General features: G+C 66.4%; 32 protein-coding genes. 20 read left to right on the top strand and 12 right to left on the bottom strand.

Going from position 1 to position 25,668, the window contains the following annotated elements; all coding sequences use genetic code 11:
* From QYL93_RS17795 to QYL93_RS17810, 4 genes are read left to right on the top strand one after another with little or no spacing between them, the layout of a single operon-like run.
* The gene (locus tag QYL93_RS17795) at nucleotides 1–747 is read left to right on the top strand and encodes an ABC transporter ATP-binding protein (RefSeq protein WP_305744885.1); all 747 of its coding nucleotides are present in this window, start codon (nucleotides 1–3) and stop codon (nucleotides 745–747) included.
* Complete coding sequence (locus QYL93_RS17800) at nucleotides 744–1,511, top strand: ABC transporter permease (protein WP_305744886.1); 768 nt, start codon at nucleotides 744–746, stop codon at nucleotides 1,509–1,511. Before QYL93_RS17795 ends, QYL93_RS17800 begins: the two co-directional genes overlap by 4 nt.
* 5 nt (nucleotides 1,512–1,516) lie before the next feature.
* Nucleotides 1,517–2,527, top strand: coding sequence for an ABC transporter substrate-binding protein (locus QYL93_RS17805; RefSeq protein WP_305744887.1), 1,011 nt, complete (start codon nucleotides 1,517–1,519; stop codon nucleotides 2,525–2,527).
* A 22-nt stretch (nucleotides 2,528–2,549) separates the two neighbouring features.
* Complete coding sequence (locus tag QYL93_RS17810) at nucleotides 2,550–3,317, top strand: SDR family oxidoreductase (protein ID WP_305744888.1); 768 nt, start codon at nucleotides 2,550–2,552, stop codon at nucleotides 3,315–3,317.
* A gap of 18 nt (nucleotides 3,318–3,335) precedes the next feature.
* Here the strand turns inward: QYL93_RS17810 and QYL93_RS17815 are convergent, their stop codons facing one another.
* The gene (locus tag QYL93_RS17815; RefSeq protein WP_305744889.1) at nucleotides 3,336–4,334 is read right to left on the bottom strand and encodes an NAD(P)H-quinone oxidoreductase; all 999 of its coding nucleotides are present in this window, start codon (nucleotides 4,332–4,334) and stop codon (nucleotides 3,336–3,338) included.
* A 105-nt stretch (nucleotides 4,335–4,439) separates the two neighbouring features.
* Between QYL93_RS17815 and QYL93_RS17820 the strand changes: the two genes are divergently transcribed.
* The 3 genes from QYL93_RS17820 to QYL93_RS31985 all read left to right on the top strand — a co-directional run bounded on the left by QYL93_RS17820 (nucleotide 4,440) and on the right by QYL93_RS31985 (nucleotide 7,011).
* Complete coding sequence (locus QYL93_RS17820; RefSeq protein WP_305744890.1) at nucleotides 4,440–5,324, top strand: LysR family transcriptional regulator; 885 nt, start codon at nucleotides 4,440–4,442, stop codon at nucleotides 5,322–5,324.
* A gap of 352 nt (nucleotides 5,325–5,676) precedes the next feature.
* Nucleotides 5,677–5,961 carry a hypothetical protein gene (locus tag QYL93_RS17825; protein ID WP_305744891.1) on the top strand — a complete coding sequence of 95 codons (285 nt, stop codon included), beginning with the start codon at nucleotides 5,677–5,679 and terminating at the stop codon, nucleotides 5,959–5,961.
* A gap of 720 nt (nucleotides 5,962–6,681) precedes the next feature.
* Nucleotides 6,682–7,011, top strand: a complete 330-nt coding sequence (locus QYL93_RS31985) for a DUF6678 family protein (protein WP_370876996.1) — start codon at nucleotides 6,682–6,684, stop codon at nucleotides 7,009–7,011.
* A 383-nt stretch (nucleotides 7,012–7,394) separates the two neighbouring features.
* Here QYL93_RS31985 and QYL93_RS17830 read toward each other — a convergent pair whose 3' ends face one another.
* Nucleotides 7,395–7,577 (bottom strand): hypothetical protein, encoded by a 183-nt coding sequence (locus QYL93_RS17830; protein ID WP_305744892.1) that lies wholly within the window; start codon nucleotides 7,575–7,577, stop codon nucleotides 7,395–7,397.
* 99 nt (nucleotides 7,578–7,676) lie between these two features.
* Complete coding sequence (locus tag QYL93_RS17835) at nucleotides 7,677–8,663, bottom strand: LysR family transcriptional regulator (RefSeq protein WP_305744893.1); 987 nt, start codon at nucleotides 8,661–8,663, stop codon at nucleotides 7,677–7,679.
* A gap of 86 nt (nucleotides 8,664–8,749) precedes the next feature.
* Between QYL93_RS17835 and QYL93_RS17840 the strand changes: the two genes are divergently transcribed.
* Nucleotides 8,750–9,781: an NADP-dependent oxidoreductase gene (locus QYL93_RS17840; RefSeq protein WP_305744894.1), complete on the top strand. Its 1,032-nt coding sequence runs from the start codon at nucleotides 8,750–8,752 to the stop codon at nucleotides 9,779–9,781.
* 23 nt (nucleotides 9,782–9,804) lie between these two features.
* Here the strand turns inward: QYL93_RS17840 and QYL93_RS17845 are convergent, their stop codons facing one another.
* Nucleotides 9,805–10,026, bottom strand: a complete 222-nt coding sequence (locus QYL93_RS17845) for a hypothetical protein (protein ID WP_305744895.1) — start codon at nucleotides 10,024–10,026, stop codon at nucleotides 9,805–9,807.
* 348 nt (nucleotides 10,027–10,374) lie between these two features.
* Here QYL93_RS17845 and QYL93_RS17850 point away from each other — a divergent pair, with 348 nt between their 5' ends.
* A complete protein-coding gene (locus QYL93_RS17850) occupies nucleotides 10,375–10,914 on the top strand; it encodes a hypothetical protein (RefSeq protein WP_305744896.1) in 540 nt (179 codons plus the stop codon).
* A 6-nt stretch (nucleotides 10,915–10,920) separates the two neighbouring features.
* Nucleotides 10,921–11,136: a hypothetical protein gene (locus QYL93_RS17855; RefSeq protein WP_305744897.1), complete on the top strand. Its 216-nt coding sequence runs from the start codon at nucleotides 10,921–10,923 to the stop codon at nucleotides 11,134–11,136.
* Between the two features lie 57 nt (nucleotides 11,137–11,193).
* On the opposite strand, the gene QYL93_RS17860 is transcribed toward QYL93_RS17855, so the two are convergent.
* Entirely contained in the window at nucleotides 11,194–11,376 is a 183-nt protein-coding gene (locus tag QYL93_RS17860; protein WP_305744898.1) for a hypothetical protein, read from the bottom strand.
* A gap of 271 nt (nucleotides 11,377–11,647) precedes the next feature.
* Between QYL93_RS17860 and QYL93_RS17865 the strand changes: the two genes are divergently transcribed.
* The 4 genes from QYL93_RS17865 to QYL93_RS17880 all read left to right on the top strand — a co-directional run bounded on the left by QYL93_RS17865 (nucleotide 11,648) and on the right by QYL93_RS17880 (nucleotide 13,319).
* Nucleotides 11,648–11,809 carry a hypothetical protein gene (locus QYL93_RS17865; protein WP_305744899.1) on the top strand — a complete coding sequence of 54 codons (162 nt, stop codon included), beginning with the start codon at nucleotides 11,648–11,650 and terminating at the stop codon, nucleotides 11,807–11,809.
* Nucleotides 11,810–11,965: 156 nt separating this feature from the next.
* Entirely contained in the window at nucleotides 11,966–12,550 is a 585-nt protein-coding gene (locus tag QYL93_RS17870) for a hypothetical protein (RefSeq protein ID WP_305744900.1), read from the top strand.
* Between the two features lie 179 nt (nucleotides 12,551–12,729).
* Complete coding sequence (locus QYL93_RS17875) at nucleotides 12,730–12,987, top strand: hypothetical protein (RefSeq protein ID WP_305744901.1); 258 nt, start codon at nucleotides 12,730–12,732, stop codon at nucleotides 12,985–12,987.
* Nucleotides 12,988–13,172: 185 nt separating this feature from the next.
* Entirely contained in the window at nucleotides 13,173–13,319 is a 147-nt protein-coding gene (locus QYL93_RS17880) for a hypothetical protein (protein WP_305744902.1), read from the top strand.
* A 57-nt stretch (nucleotides 13,320–13,376) separates the two neighbouring features.
* Here the strand turns inward: QYL93_RS17880 and QYL93_RS17885 are convergent, their stop codons facing one another.
* A complete protein-coding gene (locus tag QYL93_RS17885) occupies nucleotides 13,377–13,589 on the bottom strand; it encodes a hypothetical protein (protein WP_305744903.1) in 213 nt (70 codons plus the stop codon).
* 89 nt (nucleotides 13,590–13,678) lie between these two features.
* On the bottom strand, nucleotides 13,679–13,975 hold the full coding sequence (locus tag QYL93_RS17890) for a hypothetical protein (protein WP_305744904.1): 297 nt from the start codon (nucleotides 13,973–13,975) through the stop codon (nucleotides 13,679–13,681).
* Between the two features lie 135 nt (nucleotides 13,976–14,110).
* On the opposite strand from QYL93_RS17890, the gene QYL93_RS17895 reads away from it, so the two are divergent.
* The gene (locus QYL93_RS17895; protein ID WP_305744905.1) at nucleotides 14,111–14,491 is read left to right on the top strand and encodes a response regulator; all 381 of its coding nucleotides are present in this window, start codon (nucleotides 14,111–14,113) and stop codon (nucleotides 14,489–14,491) included.
* Between the two features lie 174 nt (nucleotides 14,492–14,665).
* Nucleotides 14,666–16,864, top strand: a complete 2,199-nt coding sequence (locus QYL93_RS17900) for a response regulator (protein ID WP_305744906.1) — start codon at nucleotides 14,666–14,668, stop codon at nucleotides 16,862–16,864.
* Between the two features lie 14 nt (nucleotides 16,865–16,878).
* Here the strand turns inward: QYL93_RS17900 and QYL93_RS17905 are convergent, their stop codons facing one another.
* Both QYL93_RS17905 and QYL93_RS17910 read right to left on the bottom strand, forming a co-directional pair.
* The gene (locus tag QYL93_RS17905; protein ID WP_305744907.1) at nucleotides 16,879–17,481 is read right to left on the bottom strand and encodes a diguanylate cyclase; all 603 of its coding nucleotides are present in this window, start codon (nucleotides 17,479–17,481) and stop codon (nucleotides 16,879–16,881) included.
* A gap of 42 nt (nucleotides 17,482–17,523) precedes the next feature.
* On the bottom strand, nucleotides 17,524–19,230 hold the full coding sequence (locus QYL93_RS17910; RefSeq protein ID WP_305744908.1) for a PAS domain-containing protein: 1,707 nt from the start codon (nucleotides 19,228–19,230) through the stop codon (nucleotides 17,524–17,526).
* Between the two features lie 273 nt (nucleotides 19,231–19,503).
* Between QYL93_RS17910 and QYL93_RS17915 the strand changes: the two genes are divergently transcribed.
* Nucleotides 19,504–19,707: a hypothetical protein gene (locus QYL93_RS17915; RefSeq protein ID WP_305744909.1), complete on the top strand. Its 204-nt coding sequence runs from the start codon at nucleotides 19,504–19,506 to the stop codon at nucleotides 19,705–19,707.
* 150 nt (nucleotides 19,708–19,857) lie between these two features.
* Here QYL93_RS17915 and QYL93_RS17920 read toward each other — a convergent pair whose 3' ends face one another.
* Nucleotides 19,858–20,010, bottom strand: coding sequence for a hypothetical protein (locus QYL93_RS17920; protein ID WP_305744910.1), 153 nt, complete (start codon nucleotides 20,008–20,010; stop codon nucleotides 19,858–19,860).
* Between the two features lie 390 nt (nucleotides 20,011–20,400).
* Here QYL93_RS17920 and QYL93_RS17925 point away from each other — a divergent pair, with 390 nt between their 5' ends.
* From QYL93_RS17925 to QYL93_RS17935, 3 genes are all read left to right on the top strand, one after another.
* Nucleotides 20,401–21,045, top strand: coding sequence for a hypothetical protein (locus QYL93_RS17925; RefSeq protein ID WP_305744911.1), 645 nt, complete (start codon nucleotides 20,401–20,403; stop codon nucleotides 21,043–21,045).
* A gap of 234 nt (nucleotides 21,046–21,279) precedes the next feature.
* Nucleotides 21,280–21,846, top strand: a complete 567-nt coding sequence (gene phaR, locus QYL93_RS17930) for a polyhydroxyalkanoate synthesis repressor PhaR (protein WP_057264517.1) — start codon at nucleotides 21,280–21,282, stop codon at nucleotides 21,844–21,846.
* A 22-nt stretch (nucleotides 21,847–21,868) separates the two neighbouring features.
* Nucleotides 21,869–22,327, top strand: a complete 459-nt coding sequence (locus QYL93_RS17935) for a hypothetical protein (protein ID WP_305744912.1) — start codon at nucleotides 21,869–21,871, stop codon at nucleotides 22,325–22,327.
* A gap of 186 nt (nucleotides 22,328–22,513) precedes the next feature.
* On the opposite strand, the gene QYL93_RS17940 is transcribed toward QYL93_RS17935, so the two are convergent.
* Together QYL93_RS17940 and QYL93_RS17945 are read right to left on the bottom strand one after the other, a co-directional pair.
* The gene (locus tag QYL93_RS17940; protein WP_305744913.1) at nucleotides 22,514–23,479 is read right to left on the bottom strand and encodes an FAD:protein FMN transferase; all 966 of its coding nucleotides are present in this window, start codon (nucleotides 23,477–23,479) and stop codon (nucleotides 22,514–22,516) included.
* A complete protein-coding gene (locus QYL93_RS17945) occupies nucleotides 23,460–25,667 on the bottom strand; it encodes a PepSY domain-containing protein (protein WP_305744914.1) in 2,208 nt (735 codons plus the stop codon). The genes QYL93_RS17940 and QYL93_RS17945 overlap by 20 nt, the downstream gene beginning before the upstream one ends.
* Nucleotide 25,668 lies beyond the last annotated feature (1 nt).

The following is a 25,668-nucleotide window of genomic DNA, read 5'->3' on the forward strand; positions in this document are numbered from 1 at the left end:
ATGAGCTTTCTTGCCATTGAGCAGGTGGTCTTCACCTACCCGGGCCGGCCGCCGGTGGTGGATGGCATCGACTGGCACATGCAGGCCGGCGAGTTCCATTGCCTGGTGGGCCGCAGCGGCTGTGGCAAGACCACGCTGCTGCAGCTGGCTGCCGGCCTGCTGCGGCCGCAGTCGGGCCGCGTGCTGCTGCGCGGCCAGGAGCTGCTGGCGCCCGGGCCGCAGCTGGGCTTCATGTTCCAGGCGCCAACCCTGCTCGACTGGCAGCGCGTCATCGACAACGTGCTGCTGCCCGTATCGCTGCAGCGCCGCCCCGGGGCGGGCGATGTGGAGCGCGCCAAGGCGCTGCTGGACCAGCTGGGCCTGGCCGCGCATGCGCAGCACTACCCGCGGCATTTGTCCGGCGGGCAGCAAAGCCGTGTGGCGCTGGCGCGCGCGCTGGTGCTCGAGCCCGCGCTGCTGCTGCTCGACGAGCCGTTTGCCGCACTCGACGCCATCACCCGCGCAGAGCTGCAAGACGACCTGCTGCACACCTGCCGCCAGCGCGGCACCACGGTGCTGTTCGTCACGCACGACATCAACGAGGCGGTGTACCTGGGCGACCGCATCGCCGTGATGCATGCCGGCCGCATCGTGGACGACATCCGCATCGACCTGCCTGGCCCGCACGTGCAGGCCATGCGCGACGAGGCACCGTTCAACCGCTATTGCGCGCAGGTGCGCAAGAGCATGGATGGGGTTGCCGCATGAAGCTGAGCAACTTGCAAGCCCGGCTCCTCTCCGCTGCGCTGCTGCTGGTGTTGCTGGCGGCGTGGGAGTTGGCTGTGCGCCGCTCCGGGCTGTCGGCGCTGGTGCTGCCTGCGCCGTCCTCGGTGGCCGCCGCGCTGTGGAACGGGGTGGCTACCGGCTATTTCTGGCCCCACATCCGGGCCACGGTGTCGGCGCTTGTGCTGGGGCTGGTGGGTGGCGGTGTGGCCGGCCTGCTGATGGGCATGGCCCTGGCCGAATCGACCCTGCTCGAACGCGTGTTCAGGCCCTACGTGGTGGTCAGCCAGGTGGTGCCCAAGCTGGCGCTGGCGCCCCTGTTCGTTCTGTGGTTCGGCTTTGGCATCGCGCCCACGGCGCTGATCACGGGGCTGATCTGCTTTTTTCCGCTGATGGAGAACACGCTCACGGGCCTCAAGCACGTGGACCCGCAGCGACTGCAACTGTTTCGCATGCTGGGCGCCACGCGCTGGCAGACGCTGCTGCGGCTCAAGCTGCCCGTGGGGCTGCCCGCCATTCTGGCGGGCCTGCGCATGGCCGTGGTGCTGGCGCTGGTCGGCGCCGTCGTCGGCGAATTCATCGGCGCCAGCCAGGGGCTGGGCGCCGTGGTCATCGCCTCTCAGGGAATGATGGACACCGCCCTGATGTTCGCCGCGCTCTTTCTCATCGCCCTTATCGGGCTGGTGCTATACCAGGCCACGCTGCTGCTGGAGCGCCGGCTTCTGACCCCTTACCTCGACAACCCTTGATTGCCATGAACCGCTTTACCCACCCCATGCCCATCTCCCGCCGCACCGTGCTCGGCGCATCCGCAGGTTTGGTGGCCTTGCCCTTCGCCGGCCTGGCCACTGCGCAGTCCAAGGGCAAGATCACCGTCGGGGGCTGGAGCAAGCCCATCAGCGAAATCACCAACCTGCTCGCCGAGCCCGACAAGGGCTTCTTCAAGGCCCAGGGTGTCGAGCTGGGCTACGCGCCCGGGGCCGGCGGTGGCGACGCCATCCGCAACATGCTCAGCGGCCAGGCCGACGTGGCGTTCACCGACCCCGGCTCTTTCTTCACCGCGCTGGACAAGGGCGAAAAGCTCACCGCCATCTATGACATCTATCCGCAGAACGTGTTCAACGTGGTCTCGCTCAAATCCGCCAACATCCACAAGCCGGCGGACTTGAAGGGCAAGAAGATCGGCGTGTACAGCCTGGCCAGCGGCACGCGGCAGAACCTGCTGGTGATGCTGCACCAGGCGGGGCTCAAGGAGTCGGACGTGACCATCGTCGTCACCGGCCTGCTCAACTTCGCGCCGCTGCTGCAGGGCCAGGTCGACGCCACGGCCGCCACCGACACTGGCCTGGTGGTGGGCCAGCGCAAGGGCATCGGCGAGGTCAACGTGATGCAGGTGCGCGACTACCTGAACGTGTCGAGCGACCTCTTCGTGGTGCGCGACGAGACGCTTCCGCAGAAGAAGGAGCTGCTGCGCGCCTTCCTCAAGGGCTACCGCGACAGCGCTGCCTGGATGATCGCCAACCCCGAGGAGGCCGCGACCCTGGCCGTCAAGTACGCCATCGACGGCACGCAGCGCGACATCAACCTGGAGGTGATCCGCCTGCGCAATGCCTCGTCGATGCCGTCCGCTGCGGGCGGCAAGCTGGGCGCCTTCAACCTCGACTCTCTGCAGAAGGCCGCCGACGCCTACCGCGCGCTGGGCCTGGTGCAGCGCCAGATCAAGGTGGCAGACGTGGTCGACACCAGCCTGCTGCCGGTGGCGTGAAGACTTCAAGGGAGAACAGGCCATGAAGTTCCAGGGCAAGGTGGTGCTGGTCACCGGGGCCAGCCGGGGCATTGGTGCCGCGATCGCGACGGCGTTTGCGCAGGAGGGGGCGACGGTGGCCATCAACCACCTGTCCAACGACGCAGCCGCCGCCCAGGTCGTAGCAGCCTGCCGGGCCGCCGGTGGCGATGCCTGGGCCGCAAAGGCCGATGTAGCGTCGGCGCCTGCGGTGCAGGCCATGGTCGATGCGGTCGTGCGCGAGCTCGGCCCCATCGACATCGTGGTGAACAACGCCTTTCGGCCCTACGCCTTCGACCCCCAGCGCCGCACCCTGTTCGACGACCTGAACTGGAGCGACTACCAGGCGCAGTTCGACGGTGCAGTGGGTGGCGCCTTCAACGTGTGCCGCGCGGTGCTGCCGCTGTTTCGCCAGCGGGCGCAGGGCGCCATCGTCAACATCGCCAGCAACCTGGTGGAGCACCCTGTCGTAGCCTACCACGACTACACCACCGCAAAGGCCTCGCTGGTGGCCTTCAGCCGCAACCTGGCCACCGAACTCGGGCCCCTGGGCATCCGCGTGAACTGCGTGGCCCCCGGGCTCGTCTACCCCACGCAGGCCAGCGAATCCACGAAGGAGTCGTTTCGCGAATCGCTGATGGCGGCCACGCCGCTGCGGCGCATCGCCCGGCCCGAAGATATCGCCGGACCCGTGCTCTTCCTGGCCTCGGACTGGGCTGGGTTCATGACCGGGCAGGTGCTGTTTGTGGATGGCGGGTTGGTGATGCGGTAGGCGCAGTGTGAGGAGCGGTCATGAGCGGTTTGAATCTGGCACCAGCAGAATCTTCCCCACACTCAGCCCCGTCTCCATGCGCCGGTGCGCCCCGGTCGCATCCTCCAGCGGATACGTGCTGTCGATCACCGGGCGCAGCGTGCCATCGGCCAGCGCGCCCAGCCAGCGCTGGGCAAAGCGCTGCGTCATGGCCTGCTTGACCTCGGGCGGGCGCGACTTCATCACGGTGCCGTAGATCTGCAGGTGGCGGTAGAGCAGCACGTCGATGGGTAGCTGGGCGCCTTCGGTCGCGCCGCCGAGCAGGCCCACGACCGTCATGCGCCCGCCCACTGCCAGCGAGCGCACGTTGCGCTCCAGGTAGGGGCCGCCGATGAAATCGATCACCACGTCCACGCCCTTGCCGCCGGTCTGGTCGGCCACCACGGCCTGGAAGTCCTCGCTGCGGTAGTCGATGAACACATCGGCGCCCAAGCCCAGCACGGCGTCGCGCTTGTCGGCGCTGGCGGTGGCGAACACGCGCGCGCCGGCGGCATGGGCCAGTTGCACCGCAGCCGAGCCCACACCGCCTGCGGCAGCGTGGATCAGCACCGACTCGCCGGCCTGCAGGCGCGCCAGGTGGAACATGGCTTCGTGCGCGGTGACGAAGACCTCGGCCACGGCGCCGGCCTGCAGCAGCGACAGGTTCTGCGGCACACGCATGGCCATGCGGTGGTCGATGCGCGAATACTCGGCATACGCTCCTCCCCCCACGATGCCCATCACGCGGTCGCCCACGGCAAAGCCCTGCACCTCGGGGCCCACCTCGGCCACGGTGCCGGCGACCTCCAGGCCCATCAGATCCGAATCGCCGAAGTAGGCGCGGCCATAGGCGCCCTTGCGGTGCGACAGGTCGGCGCGGTTCACGCCGATGGCGGCGTTGTGCACCAGCAGGTCGTGCGGGCGCACTTCAGGGCGGGCAACTTCGCGGGCCACGAGGACTTCGGGGCCGCCGAACTGGTCGAAGACGATGGCTTGCATGGTGGGTTTCCTTTTTTCAGATCCAGTGATGGTGCACAGCTTAGGTCGGAAAGGTGCTTGTGAAATGCAGCGTTTTTGCTGCCCAGTGATGCAAAATTGCATTGCATGAACTGGGACGACACGCGCATCTTTCTCGCACTGACCCGCTCGCCCTCGCTGCGTGCCGCAGCGCGCAGCCTGGGCGTGGACCAGGCCACGGTGGGCCGGCGCCTGCAGGCGCTGGAGGCAGAACTGGGCGCCACGCTCTTTCTGCGCGCCAAGGGCGGCTACCTGCTCACTGCGGCGGGCGAGGCGGCGCTGGGCGCGGCCCGGCGCATGGAGGCGGCGGCGCTGGACCTGCGCACCCGCATCGAGGGGCAGGACGAGAGCCACTCAGGCCTGGTGCGCGTCACAAGTTCGGATTCGATTGCCATGGACTTCCTGCTGCCCGCCATCGAGCGGCTGCAGCAGCGCTGGCCCGGCATCCGCGTGGACCTGGAGGTGTCCACCCAGGTGCTCAGCCTGAGCCGCCGGCAGGCCGACATCGCCTTTCGAAACGTGCGCCCCGATGCGCCCGACCTGGTGGTGCGGCGCGTGGCCTCGTGGTCGGTGGGGCTGTTTGCCAGCGCGGCGTATCTGGAGCGCTTTGGCATGCCCGTGCCTGACGACGAACTGCGCGGCCACCATCTTGTGGCCTATGGCCCGACCCTGGAGCAGCGGCCGTTCCCCACGGCGGCCCAGGTGCCAGCCCGCCAGGCCCGCATCGCCATGGCGGTCAACTCCGGCCTGTTGGTGCGCAAGGCGGTGGCCGCCGGCATCGGCCTGGGCGAGATGCCGGTGCACCTGGGCGAGCGCGAGGGCTTGGTGCGCATCTGGCCCGAGCGGCGGCGCGCCAACGACCATGAAGTTTGGCTGGTGATGCACCCCGACCTGCAGCGCACGGCCCGGGTGCGGGCGACGGCGGAGTTTCTGTCGCAGGCGCTGGGGCAGAGCCTGTCTGAAATGGGGTGAGGGACAGGTGCGTATTTCGGCTTTCCTGGACATCCGGTTCGGCGCCGTTGACACCGAGTTCGGCACCGCGAGCGGATGGCAGTAGATGGCCGGCTAAACCATCGCTGAGGAACCGTTGGGGCGGTGGACTAGACTTCCGTGATCGGCCGAGGCTGTGTGAAAACGTCGATAGACGACTCTTGCAGGGGTACTGCAACCATTGCTCGTATCGAGATCGTGCGTTGTAGGGCGATATGAGCGGTCCATTTCTGAGCGGATCGTCAAACCGAGGGCCCACGCGCGTTTTCACACAGCCTCGGCCAGAAGCGGAAGTTCAGCTGTGCTATCCAACAGACTGACTGGCAACACCTATATGCAGCTTCTATTCGAGATCGAAGACGTTTTTGATATTGGCGGTCGAGGTTGCGTGCTGGTGCCAGGCGTGCCGTATGAGCTTGGACAGAATGTGAAGCTTGGCGCGCAACTTCTCATCATTGCGCCCGCTGGCGAGGAGACTCGAACAAGCATCCAGGGTTTTGAGATGATCAACCGCGGACGGCCCATGAATCACGCACCCTTTTCCGTTCCCCGCTCGGTGAAGAAAGAGAGCCTGCCCGTCGGCTCAAAGGTGTATCTCCTCGACGCCAGCGACGTATAACGGCCAGAAGCAGCCGTTGGCGAATCGTTAAACGGCTGCTCAAATTCTGATCAAAGTAGTGCGCTGCGGTCGTTGACCGTCTGATGCACATCAACCGGATGGCGTCTGCCGGTAGATCGTTGTATGTCCGTTTGAGTCGGTCAATCTAGCGCCGCGTGAATTTCGAAGACGAACGGCTTCCCTCGTGAACCAGGCAGCCAGCCCGCCGACAGCGCCTCTAGGATACGAGGCCGAATATCGGAGTCAGTCACTTTAGGCCGTTGCCGGTAAGGGACGGATCTGCTTGCAGTTATATCAAAAGGTAGTTCCAACAAAAGAGTTCGCCCTTCAATATCGACGGAACATACTTCGATAGAAAGACCTTTCCATCCTTCCATCGAAGACCATTGAGGCTCGCGCCGGACAGTCCAGCTGTAGCGAACTCCTCCGACTTCGACGATTCTTTGTACTGGGCGACGAGTTTGCATGGAATTACTGTAGCTCACAGACCGGGCGCTTTCATGAGAACGACTGACTTTCGGAGACCGAGAAAACGTACCGCAGGCCGCTTTGGATATCGATGCGCAACTTCTGCTTTGGGCCCGTGACTGCCGCTGATACGATGGCAGCCATCGGCCACAACCGGACATTGGATGCACCATGGCCATTGAGCACAAATTTGGATGGGGCCCTAAGGCGATGCCTCGGCCGAGCGATTCGGACATGAATCGTTTGGCTGGGATGGTTGGCCGCGGCGAACTGCATCCTGTTCTTAACAACACGAAGTGGGCGGAGCTTCGAACGGAGATGCTCTCGGCGCCCTCCGAGCAGCATCCCCAATTCCGATCTCGCAGCGTGTTCTCACCACCTGGCTTCTGCACGAATTGGGATGGAGAGTTTTTCTACCACGTCCATCCAGTTGCAGACCTGGAGTGGATAGAGTTCCAAGCCACCTCTGCGGAATGGCTCAATGGAGTTCTCCGGCGCCATAGCATCCCGTATTCGATAGAAGATGGTGTTGTGCGAGTGTGGGGCTACACGCGTCCCGGACCGCAGCCAGTGTGGCAGTAAGCGGCCGAGGCTGTGTGAAAACGTCGATAGACGACTCTTGCAGGGGTACTGCAACCATTGCTCGTATCGAGATCTTGCGTTGTAGGGCGATCTGAGCGGTCCATTTCTGAGCGGATCGTCAAACCGAGGGCCCCACGCGCGTTTTCACACAGCCTCGGCCGATAGCGGCAGTCTAGCCGCTCGCGCCTGTACCCTGTATCACCCAAGAAGGCGACTCAGCGAAGCGGAGCAGGTACTGCCAGCGACCTGGGAATGTCGGCGAGAGCCGATCTGTGTGTCCAGTTAACGCCGTTCCCGTTGTCCAACGCATGTCGCCCCACTGTCCGGCAACGACCGAACAGGCAACAGGTGCGGGGCTTGCCTGCAGTCACCGCACCAGGCTGCTATGCGGACACCAGGCCCAGGCGGTAGCGTGCGGTGTCCAGCGACATTTTCAGTGCGGCGGCGCGGTGGCTGTCGGGCGCACCCCCCTGGGCCAGCCGGGTGGCCTCTGCCTGCCATTCCTCCAGAGCCCTGGCCCAGGTGGCAAGGGCGGTGTTTCGCGGCAGGGAGGGGGAGGGGACCATGGTCCATAGTGTCAGAGTAGGCCCGGGGGTGATCTAGCCCATTTGGGTGACTGCAGTTGAAGCCGCAGTATGCGATGCCGTACGAGACCGGCCAAACGGTCATTCTTTCGTACCTCTGGTTGACGGGATGTGCTTTGGCCTCAAGGCTGCATCCGCAATCACCGCATCCCACGGTGCGGGCGACGGAAACAGCTCCTCCAGAAACACTATGAACGCCTTGACGCTCGGACTCGCGCGCCGGCTTTCGGGCCAGATGGCGGTGATGGTCGGCATGTGGGCCGCAAAGTCGGTCAGCACGGGCACCAGCAGGCCGCGCTCGACATACGGCGCGGCGATGAACGATGCCGACATGCCGATGCCGCCACCTGCGGCGATGACCTCCACCACAGCGTCGCTCACGTCCACCACGATGGCCGCGTCGGGCGTGAACTCCAGCGTGCGGCTGCCGGCCTTGAACACCCAGCGCATCAGCTGGCCCGACGCCTGGTAGCGAAAGTTCACGCAGTCGTGGTGCTTGAGGTCCTCGGGCCTTTGGGGCGTGCCTCGAGCGGCCAGGTAGGCTGGTGAGGCGAAGGCGCTGACTTTGGCCGAGGTGAGGCCGCGCGACAGCAGATTGGAGTCGGGCAGATCGCCGATGCGTATGGCCACGTCGATGCCTTCTTCCACCAGGTTGACGAAGCGGTCGCCCAGCCGCAGGTCCACCTGCACCTTGGGGTAGCGGCGGCGAAACTCCGGCAGGGCGGGCGCGAGCAGGCGCGTGCCGATGGGCAGCGGCGCCGCCACCTTGATGGTGCCTGCCGGCTCGGCGCGCACGGCGGCGGCGGACTGCACCACGTCTTCGGCCGCGCGCAGCAGGTGCAGGGCGCGCTCGTGCAGCTCGCGGCCCTCGGGCGTGAGCACCAGGGATCGGGTGGTGCGCGTGAACAGGCGCAGGCCCAACTGCTGCTCCAGCCGCTGGATGGTCTTGCTCACGGCCGATGGCGACACCGACAGCGATTGCGCCGCCGCGGTGAAGCTGCCGTGTGAGGCCGCGCGGGCAAACGCGACGATGCCGGTCAGGCGCTCCAGGCTGATTGATTCCGTCATGGCATGAAAAAAGTGAGTCGTGGAGGGATTATCAAACAGGCGGTGAAGATCGACACTGCGGTTTTGACGAATCCAAGGAGATCGCGATGACGACCGCTACGACAACCACGACGACGATGATGAAGGCCATCCGCCTGCACGCCTTCGGCGGCCCCGAGGTGCTGCGCTACGAGGATGCGCCCGTGCCGCCCCTGAAGCCCGGCGAGGTGCTGGTGCGCGTACACGCCGTGGGCATCAACCCGCCCGACTGGTACCTGCGCGAAGGCTACCGGATGCTGCCGCCCGCGTGGCAACCGCCGATCGCGATGCCCGCCATCCCGGGAACGGACGTGTCGGGCGTGGTCGATGCCGTGGCACCGGGCGTGCATGGCCTGGCCGTGGGCGACGAGGTCTTCGGGATGGTGCGCTTTCCCAGCTATGGCGACAGTGCGGCCTATGCCGAGTACGTGGCGGCCCCTGCGTCGGACCTGGCGCGCAAGCCGGCCGGCATCAGCCATGTGCAGGCGGCTGCCGTACCCATGGCCTTGCTCACGGCGTGGCAGTTCCTCATCGAGCTGGGCCACGACCACCCGAACCCCTTGCAACCGCAGATGCACCGCCCGGTGCCCATTGCGGGCAAGACGGTGCTCGTCAACGGCGCGGCGGGCGGGGTGGGGCACTTTGCGGTGCAGTTGGCGAAGGTCAAGGGCGCGCACGTGATCGCCGTGGCGTCAGGCGCGCACGAGGCATTTCTGCGGAGCCTGGGCGCCGACGAATTCATCGACTACACCCAGGGCGCGCCCGAAGCGGTGGCGCGCGGGGTGGACCTGGTGCTCGACACCCTGGGCGGCCCCACCACCGGCCGGTTTTTGCAGACGCTCAAGCCGGGTGGCGTGCTGTACCCCGTGTTCCCCCTGGGCTACACCGGCGCCGACGAGGCTGCGCAGCGGGGCTTCACGGTGTCGGCAACGCAGGTGAGGTCCAGCGGCGCCCAGCTCGCGCAACTGGCGGGCTTGCTCGGCGCGGGCACGGTGCGCGTGGCCATCGACAGCACGTTTGCGCTGGCCGATGCGCGCAGCGCACACGAGCGGGCGGCGCGTGGGCACATTCGCGGAAAGATCGTGCTCACGGTGCGCTGAGGCAACGGTCAGGGGGCCACAGCTCAGTCGTCCCGCAGCAGGGTGTAGGCTTTGTACAGGCACACCACCCCAAGGCCCATGAAGGCGATGGCTGGACCGTAGTCGCCCAGGAGCCAATAGGCCAGGTAGATAAGGATGGCGCCGCCCTTGCCCCCGCCAGCGGCAGGCTCCCCGAGTGAGAAGCACATTGCCACGCCCGCCGCAAGAAACACGATGCCGAACAGCGAGCAGGCGATCCAGGCCATCGGGTGCGGCGGTTTGTCATCGGCAGGTGGGTGCCTGGGCCCATCTGTGGTTGAGGCGGTCTTGTTGCCTTGGCGAGAAGCCCAGATGATCGCGGCGGCCACGGCGATGACGCCAAAGAGAACGTAGAAGTTGGGCACTTGGGAGGGGGAGAGGAGCTGGCGTCGCATTGTGGGCCCGATGCGTGTGTGCCTTCAACGGAAAATTACCTGGAGACTTTCACTCAGCGCGGCGCCACAGCGCCCCGGCCAGGCCGTAGCAGATTTGCCATGGTTTTCGAGTATCGGGATTCCGACAAGCCAAACTTTTATCTTGGCGCCTGGGCCGTGCGTGAGGGCAGAATGGGGTACATGACACGCACCCCGGACATTGACCTTACCGATCAGGAACACGCATGGTTGGGCCAGATCGACTTCAGCCGCAGGCACGACGACGCCACGGTACGGTCGCTGGAGCCCATGGCAGCGCTCTACCAGTCGCTGCTGGCGCGCGGCGGCATTCCTGTGGAGCGCCTGCGCTACTACAAGGTGCCGGACCGCTACCCTGGAGGGCAGGGGCGCTCGCGCGAGGCCTGGTACGAGGCCAATGGCGCCCCTGCCAATGGCGCGCACCTGGAGGCCAGCTTTCTGCCCCGGCTCGAATACTACGTCTTCGGGCCGAACCTGCCGGCCGATATCGTTGCGGCGTTCAGGCAGGCGGCCCTGTCGGATGGCCGGCTCTCCAGCTGGGAGATCGAGCGGCTCAAGCCCGGCGCCATGCAGGTGGTGCGGGCGCTGCCGCAGGAGATTTCAGTGTCTGCTGAAGAATTTTTGAAGCTGGCCTTCGAGTGCGGCGCGCAGCCGACGGCGGCGGCGTCGCTGTGGGAGTCGTTGTGCAAGGCGCGGCGCTAAAGCCCCATGACCCCCAACGCTGATGCGGAGCCGGGAGACAGCGGGCAACTGGAAATCGAAGGGCACACGGGCACCTGGCAGGTGAAGGACGGCACCCTCACCGTGACCTGCCTGACCATGGGCATTGCGCCGAAAAGCGCCAAGGTGTTGGACAACCCGGACTTTCTGGCACGGCTGCTGCTGCAGGAAATGCACCGCGAATGGAAGCTGACGCGGCCTTAGCGGAGGGTGTCCGCCGGTGTAAGCATCGCCGTGCCGTTGCTTCCCGCCCCGTCTCGTTCAAGGGGCCAGCCCATCCACCTCGGCACGGGCCGCATCGAGCGCCCGCTTGAGCGCCACTGACCGCACGCGGTCGCGCTGGCCGCCGCGCAGCACGCGGTGCATTTCCTGGTGGAATGCTTCCAGGGCTATGGCCCAGGTGGCAAGGGCCTGCTGCCGGTCAACAGGGGTGGAGTAGGTCATCCACCATGGTGGCGCAGTGGTGGCAATGCGCGTGCAAGGGATGCCGCTGTGGGGGCGTGGGACAAGGACCCCTTTTTATCGCTCCAACGGGCCGCCACAGGGCCGGGCAGCTTGCCCCCGTTTTTGGGCCTGCTCTCCGTGCGGTTTTGCACACCGCAGCCATTTTCAAAAACGCCACCGGCCCCATCTGCTGCGAGGATGGGCACTTGTCTGACACGGAGGGCTGGGCTTGCCAGCTACCTTTGCATACATCTACCACCGGGAGAGCACCATGAGCACCAGCAAACCATTCCAGCGCCAGATGTCCTTTGCCGATGCCGGCCTGGCAGAGGATGCGGAACTGGAGTTTGGCCAGTACAGCCCGCGCGTGATGTGGCTGGCGGCCGCTGCGGTGATGCTGCTGGTGGCGGTGGTGGCGTTTGCCGCAGGCTGACGCTGCGCCAACAGCGCAGCGGGGCGAGTGCCCTGCGCAGCACTGGTTACCGAGCGCAACGCGGCTTGCCGCAGGTGCGGCCGGCGAGCACACTGCAGGCTCGCTGCAGAGACCGCACCCATGCATGAACCTACAAGAAACCGGGGGAAATCGACCATGAAAACCATGCCACCACTGGCACGCGGCGCGGCGCTTGGCGCCATGTTGCTTTGTGCATCTGCCGCCATGGCGCAGGACTACCCCCAGCGCGCGCGCGAGGACCTGGGCCCCAGGGCGCGGGCGCAGTACGACCGCTGTGTGGAAAACGCCACCGAAAAGCCCACGCCCACGGGCATCCACATCGCGCTGCGCGTGTGCGATGAAAACTACCTCATGGGCAAGGCGCCCACGGAGAAGGGCGCACGCCTGTCCGCTGAGGTGCGGGCCAAGCGCCTGGCCGAGGAGTACAACTCCGACGCCCGCGAGCGGCGCGACGAGCGCATCCTGACCACCTCGGCCACGCACGCGGGCCGGCATGTGACGGTGAAGTTCCTGGTCAGCCCGGCCGGCGTGCGGCCGGATTTCGAGGCCGTGGTGGAGCGCGAGCTGCTGGGCACGCTGTGCCGCGACCCGCATGTGGCGCCCGACCTGCAGGCCGGTGTGCGCCTGAGCTACATCTACGACGACACCGCCATGCGCCGCTTGGCGAATGTGACGGTGTCGCAGGCCAAGTGCGGCGAGTGGCCGTGGAACCGGATGTAAACCGTCGCTGCATTTGCGCCCCCTAAGCCGCCTTGTCAGGCGGCTTTTTTCATGGCACGAGGGGGCTTGCAGGCAGGCGGGGGTTGCGGGTTTTCGACATCCAGGAATGGCATTTGTCCGACAGCCTGGGCGCCCGCTGGCCGTTAACTTCACTGCAACACACAGCCAGGAGCAACCACATGAAAACAATGAGCAACACATCGGGCAATTACGGCATGCTGCAGGGCGCCGACAGTACGGGTGATTCGCGGGTGTTCGGCATCTCTGCGGTCATTGCGGTGCTGGTGGTGTCGTGCGTGGTGGCCTTCAAGATGGCCGCGCCAGAGATCAAGGCAGCCCTGGCCAGCCAGTTGCCGGCTGCCACGCAGTTGGTCTCTTCTCAGTCCGCGCCCAGCGTGGATGCATCTGCCCCGCGCGCCGTGGTGGGCGAGCACTAAGAGTCCCTGGTTTGGGTTGTCGCGCGGCAGGATGGCGCGGCCCCCCGCGCGTCAGTCAAGTAGCAGCCCAGTAGAGCAGCAGGTCTTTCGCGGGTGTCACAACCCCATGGCGCATGCGCGGGCACCATCGAAGGCCTGTTTCTTGCTGGCGCTTGCCGCCTGCCATCCGCCTTCTCTCTGCTCCCATGGTTCTGTACAAGCCCGGTTCCCGATTTCTCTACAAAGGCCGCGTCGTCACCGTCGACTACATCATCATCCGCAAAAGCGGCATGTGGATTCGTCTCGTCGGGCATGAGGAGTCGTGCCTGCCAGAGGCGCTGACACCGCTGTGAGCCCGCGCTGACTGTACGCAGTACTGGCCTGCACCATGCTGTGCCCACCCATCCCCGTCATGGTGAATTGATGCTTGCTGGGGTCTCAGGGTCCACATCCGATTCGGGTGGATGCGGCGCAGGCGCTGCAGGCGTAGTGTCCCCGCGCTCGGGCGCCGTGTCCGCAGGCTTGCGTTTTCCGGCAGAGGCGTCGGCTTCCGTAAAGGCCGGGGTGGGGCGGTCGGGGTCCTTGCGGGGCTTGCCGTCGGGCGATGGGGATGGTGTGGCCATGGGGCCTCCGCTGCAAAAAGCCCAGTGTGCGCACCAGGTGGCTGCACGGCTGTAGGACGATGCCGCCGTCCCATGGGGTGGCAATCCGGCTATTTTTTTGCAGCGGCGGCTGCAGCGGTTTGCTGGGCATCGATCTCGCGCAGCAGATCGTTGGATTTTTCGAGCGCTTCGGCCGTCTCGCTGAGCTGCTGTTCCAGCTCGTCGGTGCGCTCCACGGCGGCCTGCAGGTCGCCCTCCAGCGCTTCTGTGGGGATTTGCGTGGACAGCACGGCGTGCACCACGTTGAGCTCGCTGGCCGTGGCCTTGATCTGCTCGGCCGCTTCGCTGTTCTGGTTCAGGACATCGGCGATCTCGGATGCCTGGGACGGTTTCGACTCGCTGGGCATGGTGGGGGCTCGGCTCAAGGGGGAAAAAATCACACAATCGTGTGCATGCGGGGTAACGGCCTACAGGCAGTGACCATGTACGGGCTTAGATTGTAGGCAGCTTCCCAATAACCGGTGTAACCGGCACGTTCCACGATGCCTCTCATCACCATTCTCGTCGAAGACAACAAGACCATCAGTGAGACCCTGGTTCCGGCATTGGAAGAGTTGGCCAATGCCCGCGTTGTTGCCATTGCCACCACTGCCTCGGGTGCCCGGCAGGCGGTGGAGCGTTGGCGCGGGCAATGGCACCTGATGGTGGTGGACCTGTTTCTGGCCGCCGGCTCGGGCCTGGAGGTGCTGCAGGCCGTGCGCCAGCGCAATCCCGGCCAGCATGTGTTCGTGCTGTCCAACTACGCCACGCTCGACATGCGCCGCCGCTGCCTGGCACAGGGCGCCGATGCCGTGTTCGACAAATCTACGGAACTGGATGCCTTCTTTGACCACTGCATGGCCTTGCCCGATCCCGAAGGCTGACCGTGCGCGCCCGCAAGGCCGGCCCTGTGCCGGGCCGTGGCGGCATCCATGAACACCCGGGTGGTTCAAACCCGGCCAAGAATGTAAAGTGACGCTTCCTGTCCCGCGAGCGCTCCCGATATTTGCTGGGCGTGAGGTCGCGGGAGAATATGCCAATATAAAAAACCGCACCCCATGCCACTGAGCGCAGCCGCGTTGTCGATCGTCATCAACAGCGCCACCGACACGGCCATCATCGCGCTGGACAGCCGGGGCGCCGTGCTCAGCTGGAATCCCGGCGCCGTGCGGCTGCTGGGCTTGTCCGAGCAGGAGATGCTGGGCCAGACCCTGCTGCGCATCTTTCCCGCAGAGACGAACCCCCAGGCGCGCGTGACCGAGGAAATGGCCGACGCCCAGTCCAAGGGCCGCGGCGGCCACGAGGGCTGGCGCATGCGTGCCGATGGGTCGCGCTTCTGGGCGGTGGGCGAGCTTACCCCGGTGACCGACCCCGCCGCAGCGCCCGTGGCCTTTGTGAAGGTGCTGCGCGACCGCACGCAGTGGAAGGTGTCCGAGGACGCGCTGCGCGAGGAAAAGCGCACCCTTGAAATCCTCAACCGCGCCGCCGCCACGCTGGCGCGCGAGAACGACCTGGCCCTGGTGGTGCAGGCCGTCACCGATGCGGGCGTGGAAGTGACCGGCGCGCAGTTCGGCGCGTTCTTCTACAACCTGGTGGATGCTGCGGGCGAGAGCTACACGCTGTACACCCTGTCCGGTGCCCCGCGCGCGGCGTTCGAGGGCTTTCCCATGCCGCGCAACACGGCCATCTTCGGCCCCACGTTTGCGGGCGAGGGCATCGTGCGCTCGGACGACATCACCCAGGACCCGCGCTACGGCCGGAGCGCGCCCTGGAACGGCATGCCCCAGGGCCATCTGGCCGTGACCAGCTACCTGGCGGTGCCGGTGATTGACCGGGCCCGCCATGTGATCGGCGGCTTGTTCTTCGGCCACGCGCAGCCGGGCGTGTTCACCGAGCGCTCGGAGCGCTCGGTGGCCCTGCTGGCGGCCGAGGCGGCCATTGCCATCGACAACGCCCGTCTGTTCGAGGCCGCCCAGCGCGAGATCGAAGAGCGCCGCAAGGCCGAGGTGGCGCTGCAGACGCTGAACGCCACGCTCGAATCCCAGGTGGCCGAGCGCAGCCAGCAGCTGCGCCTGCACGAGGACGCGCTGCGCCAGGCGCAGAAGATGGAGGCCGTGGGCCAGCTCACCGGCGGCATCGCGCACGACTTCAACAACCTGCTCCAGGGCATCATGGGCAACCTGCAGGTGCTGCGCAAGCGGTTGGGGCAAGGGGTGCACAGCACGGCGACCGACCTCGATACCTATGTCACCCGGGCCCTGGCGTCCACTTCGCGCGCGGCGGGGCTCACGCACCGGCTGCTGGCCTTCTCGCGGCGCCAGCCGCTCAGCCCCAAGGCCGTGCGCGCCAATCCGCTGGTGCTGTCCATGCAGGACCTGCTGCGCCAGACCATCGGCGAGAAGGTGGAGCTATCGCTGCAGCTGGCGCCCGACCTGTGGACCACTCTGTGCGACGAGAACCAGCTCGAAAGCGCCATTCTCAACCTGGCCATCAACGCCCGCGACGCCATGCCGGGCGGCGGCAGTCTCGTCATCGAAACCCACAACGCCGAGCTCGATGCGGACTACGCCGCGGCCCTGCACGGCGTGCAGCCCGGCCCGTACGTGTGCATCGCCGTGAGCGACACGGGCATGGGCATGACGGCAGAGACCCTGGCCCATGCCTTCGAGCCCTTCTTCACCACCAAGGCGGTGGGCGAGGGCTCGGGCCTGGGGCTGTCGATGATCTATGGCTTCACCCGCCAGTCCGAAGGCCACGCCCGCATCTTCAGCGAGTATGGGCAGGGCACCACCGTCAGGATCTACCTGCCGGCCCACTTCAACGCCGAGGACGGCCCCGCGCAAGCACTGCCCGCACTCAGCGCCACGGCGGCGGGCAAGGGCGAGGTGATCCTGGTGGTGGAGGACGAAACCCTGGTGCGTGAGTTGGTGGCCGAGGTGCTGCGCGACCTGGGCTACCAGGTGCTGGAGGCGCACGATGGCCCCTCGGGGCTGCACCAGCTGCGCATGCCGCAGCGCCGCATCGACCTGCTCATCACCGACGTCGGCCTGCCGGGGCTCAATGGCCGCCAGGTGGCCGAGGCGGCCAGCGCCGAGCGGCCCGACCTGAAGATCCTGTTCATGACGGGCTATGCCGAGAAGGTCTCGGCCTCCGCACCCTTTGCCTCGCCTGGCAGGGAGATCCTCACCAAGCCCTTCGAGGTGGACGACATGGCGCGCAGGGTGCGCGCCTTGCTGGATGGCGGCGCCGGCAGGTAAGAGCCTGCGCCCCTTCAAGGGGGCATGTCTTCCACGACCAGCCCCGCGCGGCCCTGTGCCTTGGCCTGGTAGAGCGCCATGTCCGCCCTCCGGGTGAGGGAGGCGGGCTTGGCCTCCATCGATGGCGCAATGCACGCCACGCCGATGCTCAGCGTGACCCAGGCCCCCAGCGGCGAGGCGCCGTGCGCGATGCGCGCGGCGGCCACCGCGTCCAGCATCCGCTGGCCCACCAGGCGGGCGCCTTCGCGCGTGGTTTCGGGCAGCAGGATGGCGAACTCCTCGCCGCCATAGCGCATGGCGCGCTCGTGCGATCGCCACAGCGCCTCGCGCAGCACGCCCGCCACGCGCTTGAGGCACTCGTCGCCCGCCTGGTGGCCGTGCCGGTCGTTGAAGCGCTTGAAGTAGTCCACGTCCACCATCAGCAGCGACAGTGCCGCGCCCTGGCGTGCGTGGCGCGCCCACTCGGCCTGCAGCGTGTCGTCGAACAGGCGGCGGTTGCCCAGGCCGGTGAGCGCGTCCTGGTAGGACAGCTCGGACAGCGTGGCGTTCAGCCGCTCCAGCTCCAGCGCGGCCTGCTTGCGGGCCGTGATGTCCTGGAAGGCGCCGGTGATCCGCACGATGGCGCCGTCCTGCCAGATGGCCTCGCCCTGCGTGCGTACCTACAGCAGGCGGCCCTTGGCCGAGACGATCTGCAGCTCCAGGTCCCAGGGCGTGCCGTCCTGCACGCATTTTTCTACCGCAGCGGCGATCAGGGGGCGCGACGCCTCGGTGTAGAAGTCGAGGGTGCGCGGCAGGTCCGGCGCGCCGCCCGGATCGAGGTCGTGGATGCGGTAGACCTCGTCGGTCCATTGCGACTGGCCGGTGGTGAGGTCGCGTGTCCAGCCGCCGATGCGGGCGATTTCGCCGGACTTCTTTTGCAGCAGCACGGCGTCGGCCAGCGCGGCCTCGCTGGTCTTGCGCGGTGTGATGTCCATGAACGTGCCGATGATGCGCAGGGGCGCACCGCTCTTGGCGCGCTCGGTCACCTTGCCGCGGCTGAAGAGCCACACGAACCGGTCTTGCACCCGCACGCGGAACTCGTTTTCGTAGGCCGTGCTGGCGCCCTGGAGGTGCTCGGAGAAGGCGGCGGCGTTGGCGGCCTGGTCGGCCGGGTGCAGGGTGGCCGTCCACTCCTCGATGGGGCGCACCACCTCGGCCTCGCCATAGCCCAGCATGCGCGCGCCCCGGGCGTCGATGCGCAGCTGGCGCGAGTCCACCTGCAGCTCCCACAGGCCCAGCTGGGCGCCGTCGAGCGCGCGCTCCAGGCGGGCCGCCGTCAGCTGCAGCGCGGCCTGCGAGGCTTCTTCGTGCGCCAGCAGCCGGCGCAGGCGCCGGCGCTCGATCAGGCGCAGGCCGGTGGCTGCTGCCAGCAGAGCGGCGTACAGCATGGCGTACATGCGCACCTGGGCGTACCATGGGGCGTAGACCTCCGAGCGCTCGCGGCTCACGGCCAGCACCACGGTGTTGTCCAGCCCCAGGCCCACCGGCTTCACGCTGGCCAGCACCACCAGCCGCTCGCGGCCCGTGGCGGGCACCAGGCCTTCGAAGACGGTGGTCTGCCGCTGGCTTTTGACATGGGCTTCGAACGCGGAGCCCGGCCTTGCCAGGCTGGCCATGCGCTCGGTGCCCATGCTGGGCACGGTGACGAAGACTTCGCCGTCGGCATGCGCCAGCGTGGCCCGCATGTCGGGTGCGAACAGCGCGGAGCGGATGATGAAGGCGAAGAACTCATCGTCCAGCGTGGCGCTGACCACGCCCGAAAAATGGCCCTCGGCATCGAAGATGGCCCGCGACAGGTACAGCGCCACGCCCTCCTCGTCCGATGCCGAGGGGCGCGAGAGGTAGAGCACGCGCGGGTCGGGCCTGCTGTGCACGCTGCGAAAGAACTCTGCCGCGAAAAAATCCCGGCCCACGTCGGCTGCGCGGTCCGACGCGACGGCCGTGCCGTTGGCGTCGTGCACCGCCAGCCCGCGCACGGCCTGGATCACGTCGGTGAGCAGGTGCAGTTGCCGCGAGGCATCGGCGCTGGATGCGGTGAGCGCCGAGGCGCGGTAGTCGCGGCTGATGCGGGTCAGCGCCTCGTTCAGGCCCTTGAGCTGACGCGTGAGGTTCTCCGACACATAGCGGCTCACGTCCTGCAGCCGCGCCTCCTCCGCCTCGCGGATCGTCTGGCGCGCGTTCAGCAACTGCAGGAGGATGGCCACGCCTGCCAATGCAAACACGAACAGGAACACCCGCCACGGTTCGAGCCGCAGCGATGAGCGGTCTTTGGCAGACCGTGGAGCGCCGGTTCGCGATGAAAACACCTGCCAGGCCTTGCCTTTCATCCATCCCTGTTGCAAAAGTGGAGCCGCGCGCACTGGCTGTCTGGGCAGCACCGGTGGCGCGGGAGAAACGTCTCCCCCTGCTTGTCAGAATCTGTTCAAGATCGTAAACACGTTCTAACAGCCCCCGGCACAAAACGCACGCGATTCCATCGCCAAGGAGCGGGTACAGACCCCCTGGCCTGCATGGGGCGCAGTGCGTGGCCCCGCGTGATGGGGAAAGGGCCATAGCGCGAAGTTCATACTCTGTGCTTTCTTCCCTTGTGAAAGCCCCCCATGTCCCTGCCAATCCGCGATGCTGCGCCCAATGAAAAACGTGGCAATGCCATGTCTGCGGCGCTGGCCAAAGAGCAACTCCAGTACGCCGTGCAGATTGTCAAGGAGGTGCTGCCCACCCATGCGGGGGATGCCGTGCTGATTGGTGCCGTGGTACAGGCCATCGCGTCCAACTACGCAGCGGTGCCGCAGCCCAACCGATAGCTACCTCGGATTCAGCGCGAGCCTGAGGCACGCCGGGCGGTGCGGGTTGTGGGTGGGCACGCCCGGGGGGACACGCCCATCGGCCACGCAACCGCCTTCGGCGGCTACCGCCCGCGTGCAGCAACGGCACCTTCGCCCCTGTACCAACGCTCAAAAATGCGGTGGCGGATCCTGCACGGGCGACTCAGCAGGGCCGGGCGGCGGGTCGCCCTGGGGCGGCGCGGGCGCCCAGGCCGGCTGGGGCGGCTGCTCCAGCGGTGGCGTGTCGATGGGGGGCATGGGCTGGGGTGCGGGTGCGGGCATGGCGAACTCCTTGGATAGTGGTGGTCTGGCAACCACCGTACTTCTGTGCCCGGGCCGCGTATGCCAGCCAATGCCTATACCTGCGGCGAGCTGAGCCCCCAGTTTCCATGCTATTGGCGATGGTGGAGCGCCTTATCCGTCGGGCTGGTGCTTATTGTCATATTCTGTGAGGTGAATGATGGCCATTGGTGCTGAAAAATGAGGCGCGTTATGCACGGGGATGTGTCCTTGATCACCAGCAAGCAGCCCCACTCGGGCGGACAATACAGTCATTGAGGTGTGGTGCATGCGCTACGCCTCCAGTCGGGCACCACAGATTGTTGCCCGACTCAGTTGTTACGATGTACGTTAACGGTTACAGGTCCGGTACGGGCCCAGGAGAGATCAAACGTGAAACTGAACCCCAAGAACCTCGCGGTTGCGGCGTTTCTCGTGAGCGCCATGGCAGGGGCCCAGGCAGCAGATCCGGCGGTTTTCGATGGCGCCACCGGCACGCTGAGCCTGCCCACGCTGCAGATCGACAACGCCAAGTACTTCAGTGTGGTGATCAAGCTGCTGGATGTGGGCCTGCTCAAGGCCAATGACCCCGCCGTGGTGGGAGACGACATCCAGTTCCTGAGCACCGGCAATTTGCTGCACCTGCCCCAGTTGACCGTCGGCAAGGACCTGTTCACCCAAGTGAGCCTGGGCAATCCCTCGTTCAGCCTGGTCAGCTATGGCGGCGTGGTGACGAATCCGCCCTTCACCGGCCCCGGTTCCACAGGCCACCTGCTGGACGTGCGTGTGACGGCCGTGAGCACGGCGCAGAACCCCATCACGCTGGTCAATGTGACCCGGCCGTTGAGCCAGCAGGAGTTCTGCAGCGATGCGTCGCTGCGCCTGCCCATCACCCAGAGCCAGCAAAGCGCGCTGGCCAACAACTGGACGCTGAATGTCTGCACCTTCGATGTCATCTCGGGCACGGGCTCCATCAAGATGACGCTGCGTGTGTCGGGCCTGGCTGTGCCTTACAGCGCGACCTACACTTACCATTGATCCGCGCCTCAAAGGGCGGTACGCAAGGGGCGGCACACAGTGCGCGCCCCTTTTTCTTTTTCGGGGCGCCGGGCGCGGCCCTCCGCACGGGTCATTCTGCTGTCAACTGCGCGACTCTCGCGAATCAGGGTATTCCTTTGCGGTTCCAGGGGCTGGCACTGCCTAGAATCTGTTGCACTGCAATAGATTGACAGATACCACCCATGATGGGCCCGTGCGCCCGAGGAGTCCGTAGTGCCCGACAAGAAGAGCAGCGCCCCCGCTGGAGCCACCGCAGCCGCATCTGCCACCAGCAAGTCTGCACCGCGCGTGATCAAGAAGTACCCCAATCGCCGCCTGTACGACACCGACACCTCCACCTACATCACGCTGTCCGAAGTGCGCGAACTGGTGATGGCCCACCACACCGTGGTGGTGCGCGACGCCAAGACGGGCGAGGACCTCACGCGCAGCATTCTGCTGCAGATCATCCTGGAAGAAGAGGCCGGCGGCGCCCCCATGTTCACCGAGGCCGTGCTGGCCAACATCATCCGCTTCTACGGCCATGCCATGCAGGGCTTCATGGGCGCCTACCTCGAAAAGAATGTGCAGGCCTTCACCGACGTGCAGGCCAAGCTGGCCGAGCAGAGCCAGAGCGTCACGCCAGAGATGTGGGCGCAGTTCATGAACCTGCAGTCGCCCATGCTCAAGGGCATGATGGGCAACTACGTGGAGCAGTCCCAGTCCATGCTCACGCAGATGCAGGAGCAGATGCAAAAGCAGACGGAGCAGATGCTGGGGGCCTTCGGCCTCAAGCGCTGAACCGAACGGAGCGGAGGTCGCCATGGGCTTTCTGCAACGCCTCTTGGGGGGAGGGGGCCGCAAGCTCGAACACCCCGTCTTTGGCGGTCTGCTGCTCATCCGCGCCAAACACGGTGCCTACTGGGAAGGCGAGACCCAGCTTGCAGGCCGCCCCCTGACCCTGGCAATCGAGGCCCCGGGCGAGGCCGAGCCAGTGCCGGGGCAGGTGGCGTTTTTCGAGCGCTACACCCAGGACCCCGACCTGGCCTTTCACAAAGGGGAGGACCTGCTGATCGGCGAGTACGAACAGTGGCTGCGCAAGCCGTTTCCGGCCGACTGGCGGGAGGCGTTCGCCTGGGTGGCTCTGTCGATTCCGGCCGATGGCGCTGAACACAAGCCCTGGGACCTGTCGTTCGAGTGCCTGCAGGGTGGGGCGGCGCGGCGCCATTTCACCTGCTGTATCGAGCGGGGGCATGTCGTGCGGGTGGAGGTGAGTGGGTAGCACAGTGCTGGTCTTTTTGGTTAATCCGGGAGCGTCTTGTCTGCTGTGCAAAGGTTCTTTGACACTCCCTGGGATTCAGAGATTGCTGCCTGCCGCTTTGTTTGGCCGACCCTTGTTGAGCCTCCGCCTATGGCGGAAGGGGGTGGTTATTTCTGGGCGCAAGCCTGAGAGAAGAGACGCAGCTTGCTAGCGGCAAAACTGACCCAGTCCTACCTGCGTCAAACCCCCTGCACCGCGAATCAGGAACAGCACATCCAGGCTCCTGTGCTGAGCCAATGCCAGGCCTTCGGCTGCGCCAGCCACGAGCAGGGCAGTGGCCCAGGCGTCAGCTTGCATGCAGCTCTGCGCCAGCACGGTGACTGATGCGATGGCGTTGTTGACGGGCGCGCGGCGGCGTGGGTCCATTGTGTGTGCGAAGCGCGCGCCGCCCACTTCCAGGTAGCGCCGGTAGTCGCCCGAGGTGGCGACGGCCAAGTCAGTCAGATCGATGACGCCGTGCACTGCGCGAAGTCCGGTCTCAGGACGCTCGAGCGCCACAGCCCAGGGCACGCCGCTGGCCTGGCCGGCCACGGCACTGAGTTCACCATCCAACGCGACCAGGGCATGCCGCACACCGTGCTGCCTGCATACACTGACCATGCGGTCCACTGCGTAGCCCTTGGCAATGCCGCAGAGGTCGATCTGCAAGGGAGCTCGCTTGCGTACACGGCCTGCGGAGTTGTCCACTTCGATGGCACTGCGGCCGCTGTGCGACCTGGGCTGGCATGCGGCGCTGATCGCTTGCGCATCGGGGGCATCACGCACCGCGCCAAAGCCCCAGGCATCGACCAGTTCACCAACACATGGATCGAATGCCCCGGCGCTCAGGTCTTGCACGTTGAGCGCGTAGTTCAAAACCTGCAGCAGTTCAGTGCTCAACTCCACCCAGGCGTCCACGGGCGCACGGTTCAGGCGCATGAGGTCGCTGTCCGGCTTCCATGGCGACATCTGCCCGTCAACCTGCTGCACCGTTTCCGCAAGGTCCTGGTTCAAGGCCGTCAAGTCGACGGTTTGGTCGGCGTCGACGGTGACCGACCACCTTGTTCCCATGGTCGGGCCGTGCAGGAAGGTGCGCTTGCAGATTCCTTGCGGGTCAGAAGATATCTTCGGCATAGCGCTCCTTGGCCTTCAATGTCGCGACGTCCAACTGCAGTGGCGCCAGCACCCCGTCCAGCGCTTCAGCCACGCCCTGCGCCATCGCGCGGCTGCCGCAGACGCGCACGATCGCTCCCTGCGTCACCCAGTCGCGCAGTTGTTCGGCGTCGCGGCGCAGGGCGTCCTGCACATAGCCACCGCCTTCGGGCACGCGGGAGAAAACTGTCTGCAACGTTGTCAGGCGCCCTTCAGCCAGCCAGCGTTGGATTTCGGGGCCGAAATAGAAATCACGCGCTGGGTCGCGCCCACCAAAATACAGGTGCATGGGGCTGCGTGCGTCGTTGCGGCGGACGAAGCCGGCCAGCGGTGCCACTCCTGTTCCTGCGCCAATCAACAGCACTGGCCGCCGTGTCCGCGGCAGTGCAAAACCGGGATTGGACCGGACGAAGGCAGCGATGCTGTCGCCCAATTGCAGGCCCAGCAGGTGGGTGGAACACAGGCCGCTGGGCATCTGACGCGCGCAGATTTCCAAAAACCCGTCCTTCCAGCCCGAGGCCAGCGAGTAGTAGCGTGGCACGGGCGAGCCCGGTGGCACGATGCCGACGAGATCGCCTGCCGCAAACCGCGCCAGCGCCTGGCCGCGCAGGCGCGCGACCAGGCGCTGTGCCGGCCACGCAAAGCGCAGGATCGCCGTGGCCTGTCCACTTGCATCGGGGTAGTCTTGGCGCGCGATGAGCGTGAGTGCCGCTGTCGGTGGCACGCGCGGCACATGTTCGAGCAGCAGCGGTTCATTCAAGGCTTGTGCCAGGGCAAGGCCCCAGCGCGCGAATTGCTGGCCCGATTGCTGGTGGATGCACTCAAGCGGCAGCAGCACGGGCCAGCCCTGCGCGCGCAGCGTCTGATCCAGCGCTTTGGCAAAGGCGCAGAAATCCGGAAACTGCCGGTCGCCAAAGCCCAGCACCGCCACCGGCACAGTGCTCGCTTTGAGCTTGGCGATTTGTGCCAGGGCGTGGCTTGCATGGGCTGGAGCCTGGCCTTCGCCGTAAGTTGCCGCCAGCACAAAGACCTGCCGCGTGGCGGCCGCGGTGCTGAAGTTCTCCAGCGCCGTGGTGTGCACGCGGTGGCCGCCGCAGGATAGTGCGTCTTGCAGGGTTTGCGCAAAACCCCAGGTACTGCCGCCTTCGCTGGCCACGAAGATCAGCATGTCGGCCTGTGCCAGCGGGGTGTTGCCGGTGATGCGTGGCGCTTGACGGCGTGCCTGCCACCATATGACGAGGCCCGACAGCCAAAACAGCAGCACACTGGCGCCGACCAGCCCAAGCACCACAGCCCAGGGCCATGCAGCGTGGCCCGTGTGCAGTGTCACGGCCAATTCGTACACACCTTGCGCAAAGGTCTTGTCCTGCCAGGCCAGCATCCGGCCTGAATAGCGGTCGATCCAACCCTGTCCCTGGGTCGTATCGACCCTCCAGGTGTCTTGCGGGTCGGTGGCTCCGGGGAAGTTCAGCTTGCGCAAATCCCGTACGGCAAGCCCTTGCAGCGCGGCCAACTGGGTGCCGGCCAAGGCAGGCTTGCCGGCAAGCACTGAGAGCACTGCGGGCTCGGCCCGGGTGTCTGGCGCCACCAGCCCCAAGGTGGATGCGCTCATGGTCAGCGCCGTGATTGATGTCAGGCACAGCACGGCCAGCACCACGCGGCCGGTGACCACGTGGATGCGCTGCGCCAGCGAACCACGCACCCGCGCAGCCAAGCGCCGCCAGCCACCCATTCGCCGAAGCAGCAGCACCAGGGCAGAGACACACACCAAGCCCATGGCCAGTGCGATGGTCGCTGCACCCCAGCGCCCGGCGTCGCCCAGCAGCAGTGAGCGATGCAGGTTCTTCAACCAGCGCGGCAGCGTCGTGGCCTGCCACCCCCCGAGCACCCGGCCGTCGGCAGGGTCCACGTACTGCGCCTGCGGCAGGTCGCCGGCGAAGCTGAACACCACGATGGCCCCCGAGGGCAGGTGGCGAATCTCTTCCGCGCCCGGGACGGTTCGCGAGATTCGCTCCACCAGCGTGGCCACAGGCAAATCGCCGGGCGCAGCGGGCGCTTGCCACGCCTGCTGCACGGGATCTACCGCCAAGATTGCGCCGGTGACCCCCAGCACCACGGCCAAGGTGCCGATGGTCAGCCCCAGCCAGCGATGGATGGTTTTCCAGCTCATG

Origin of the sequence: Acidovorax sp. A1169, from assembly GCF_030704685.1 — a bacterium.
In the GTDB taxonomy this organism is placed as follows: Bacteria; Pseudomonadota; Gammaproteobacteria; order Burkholderiales; family Burkholderiaceae_C; genus Acidovorax.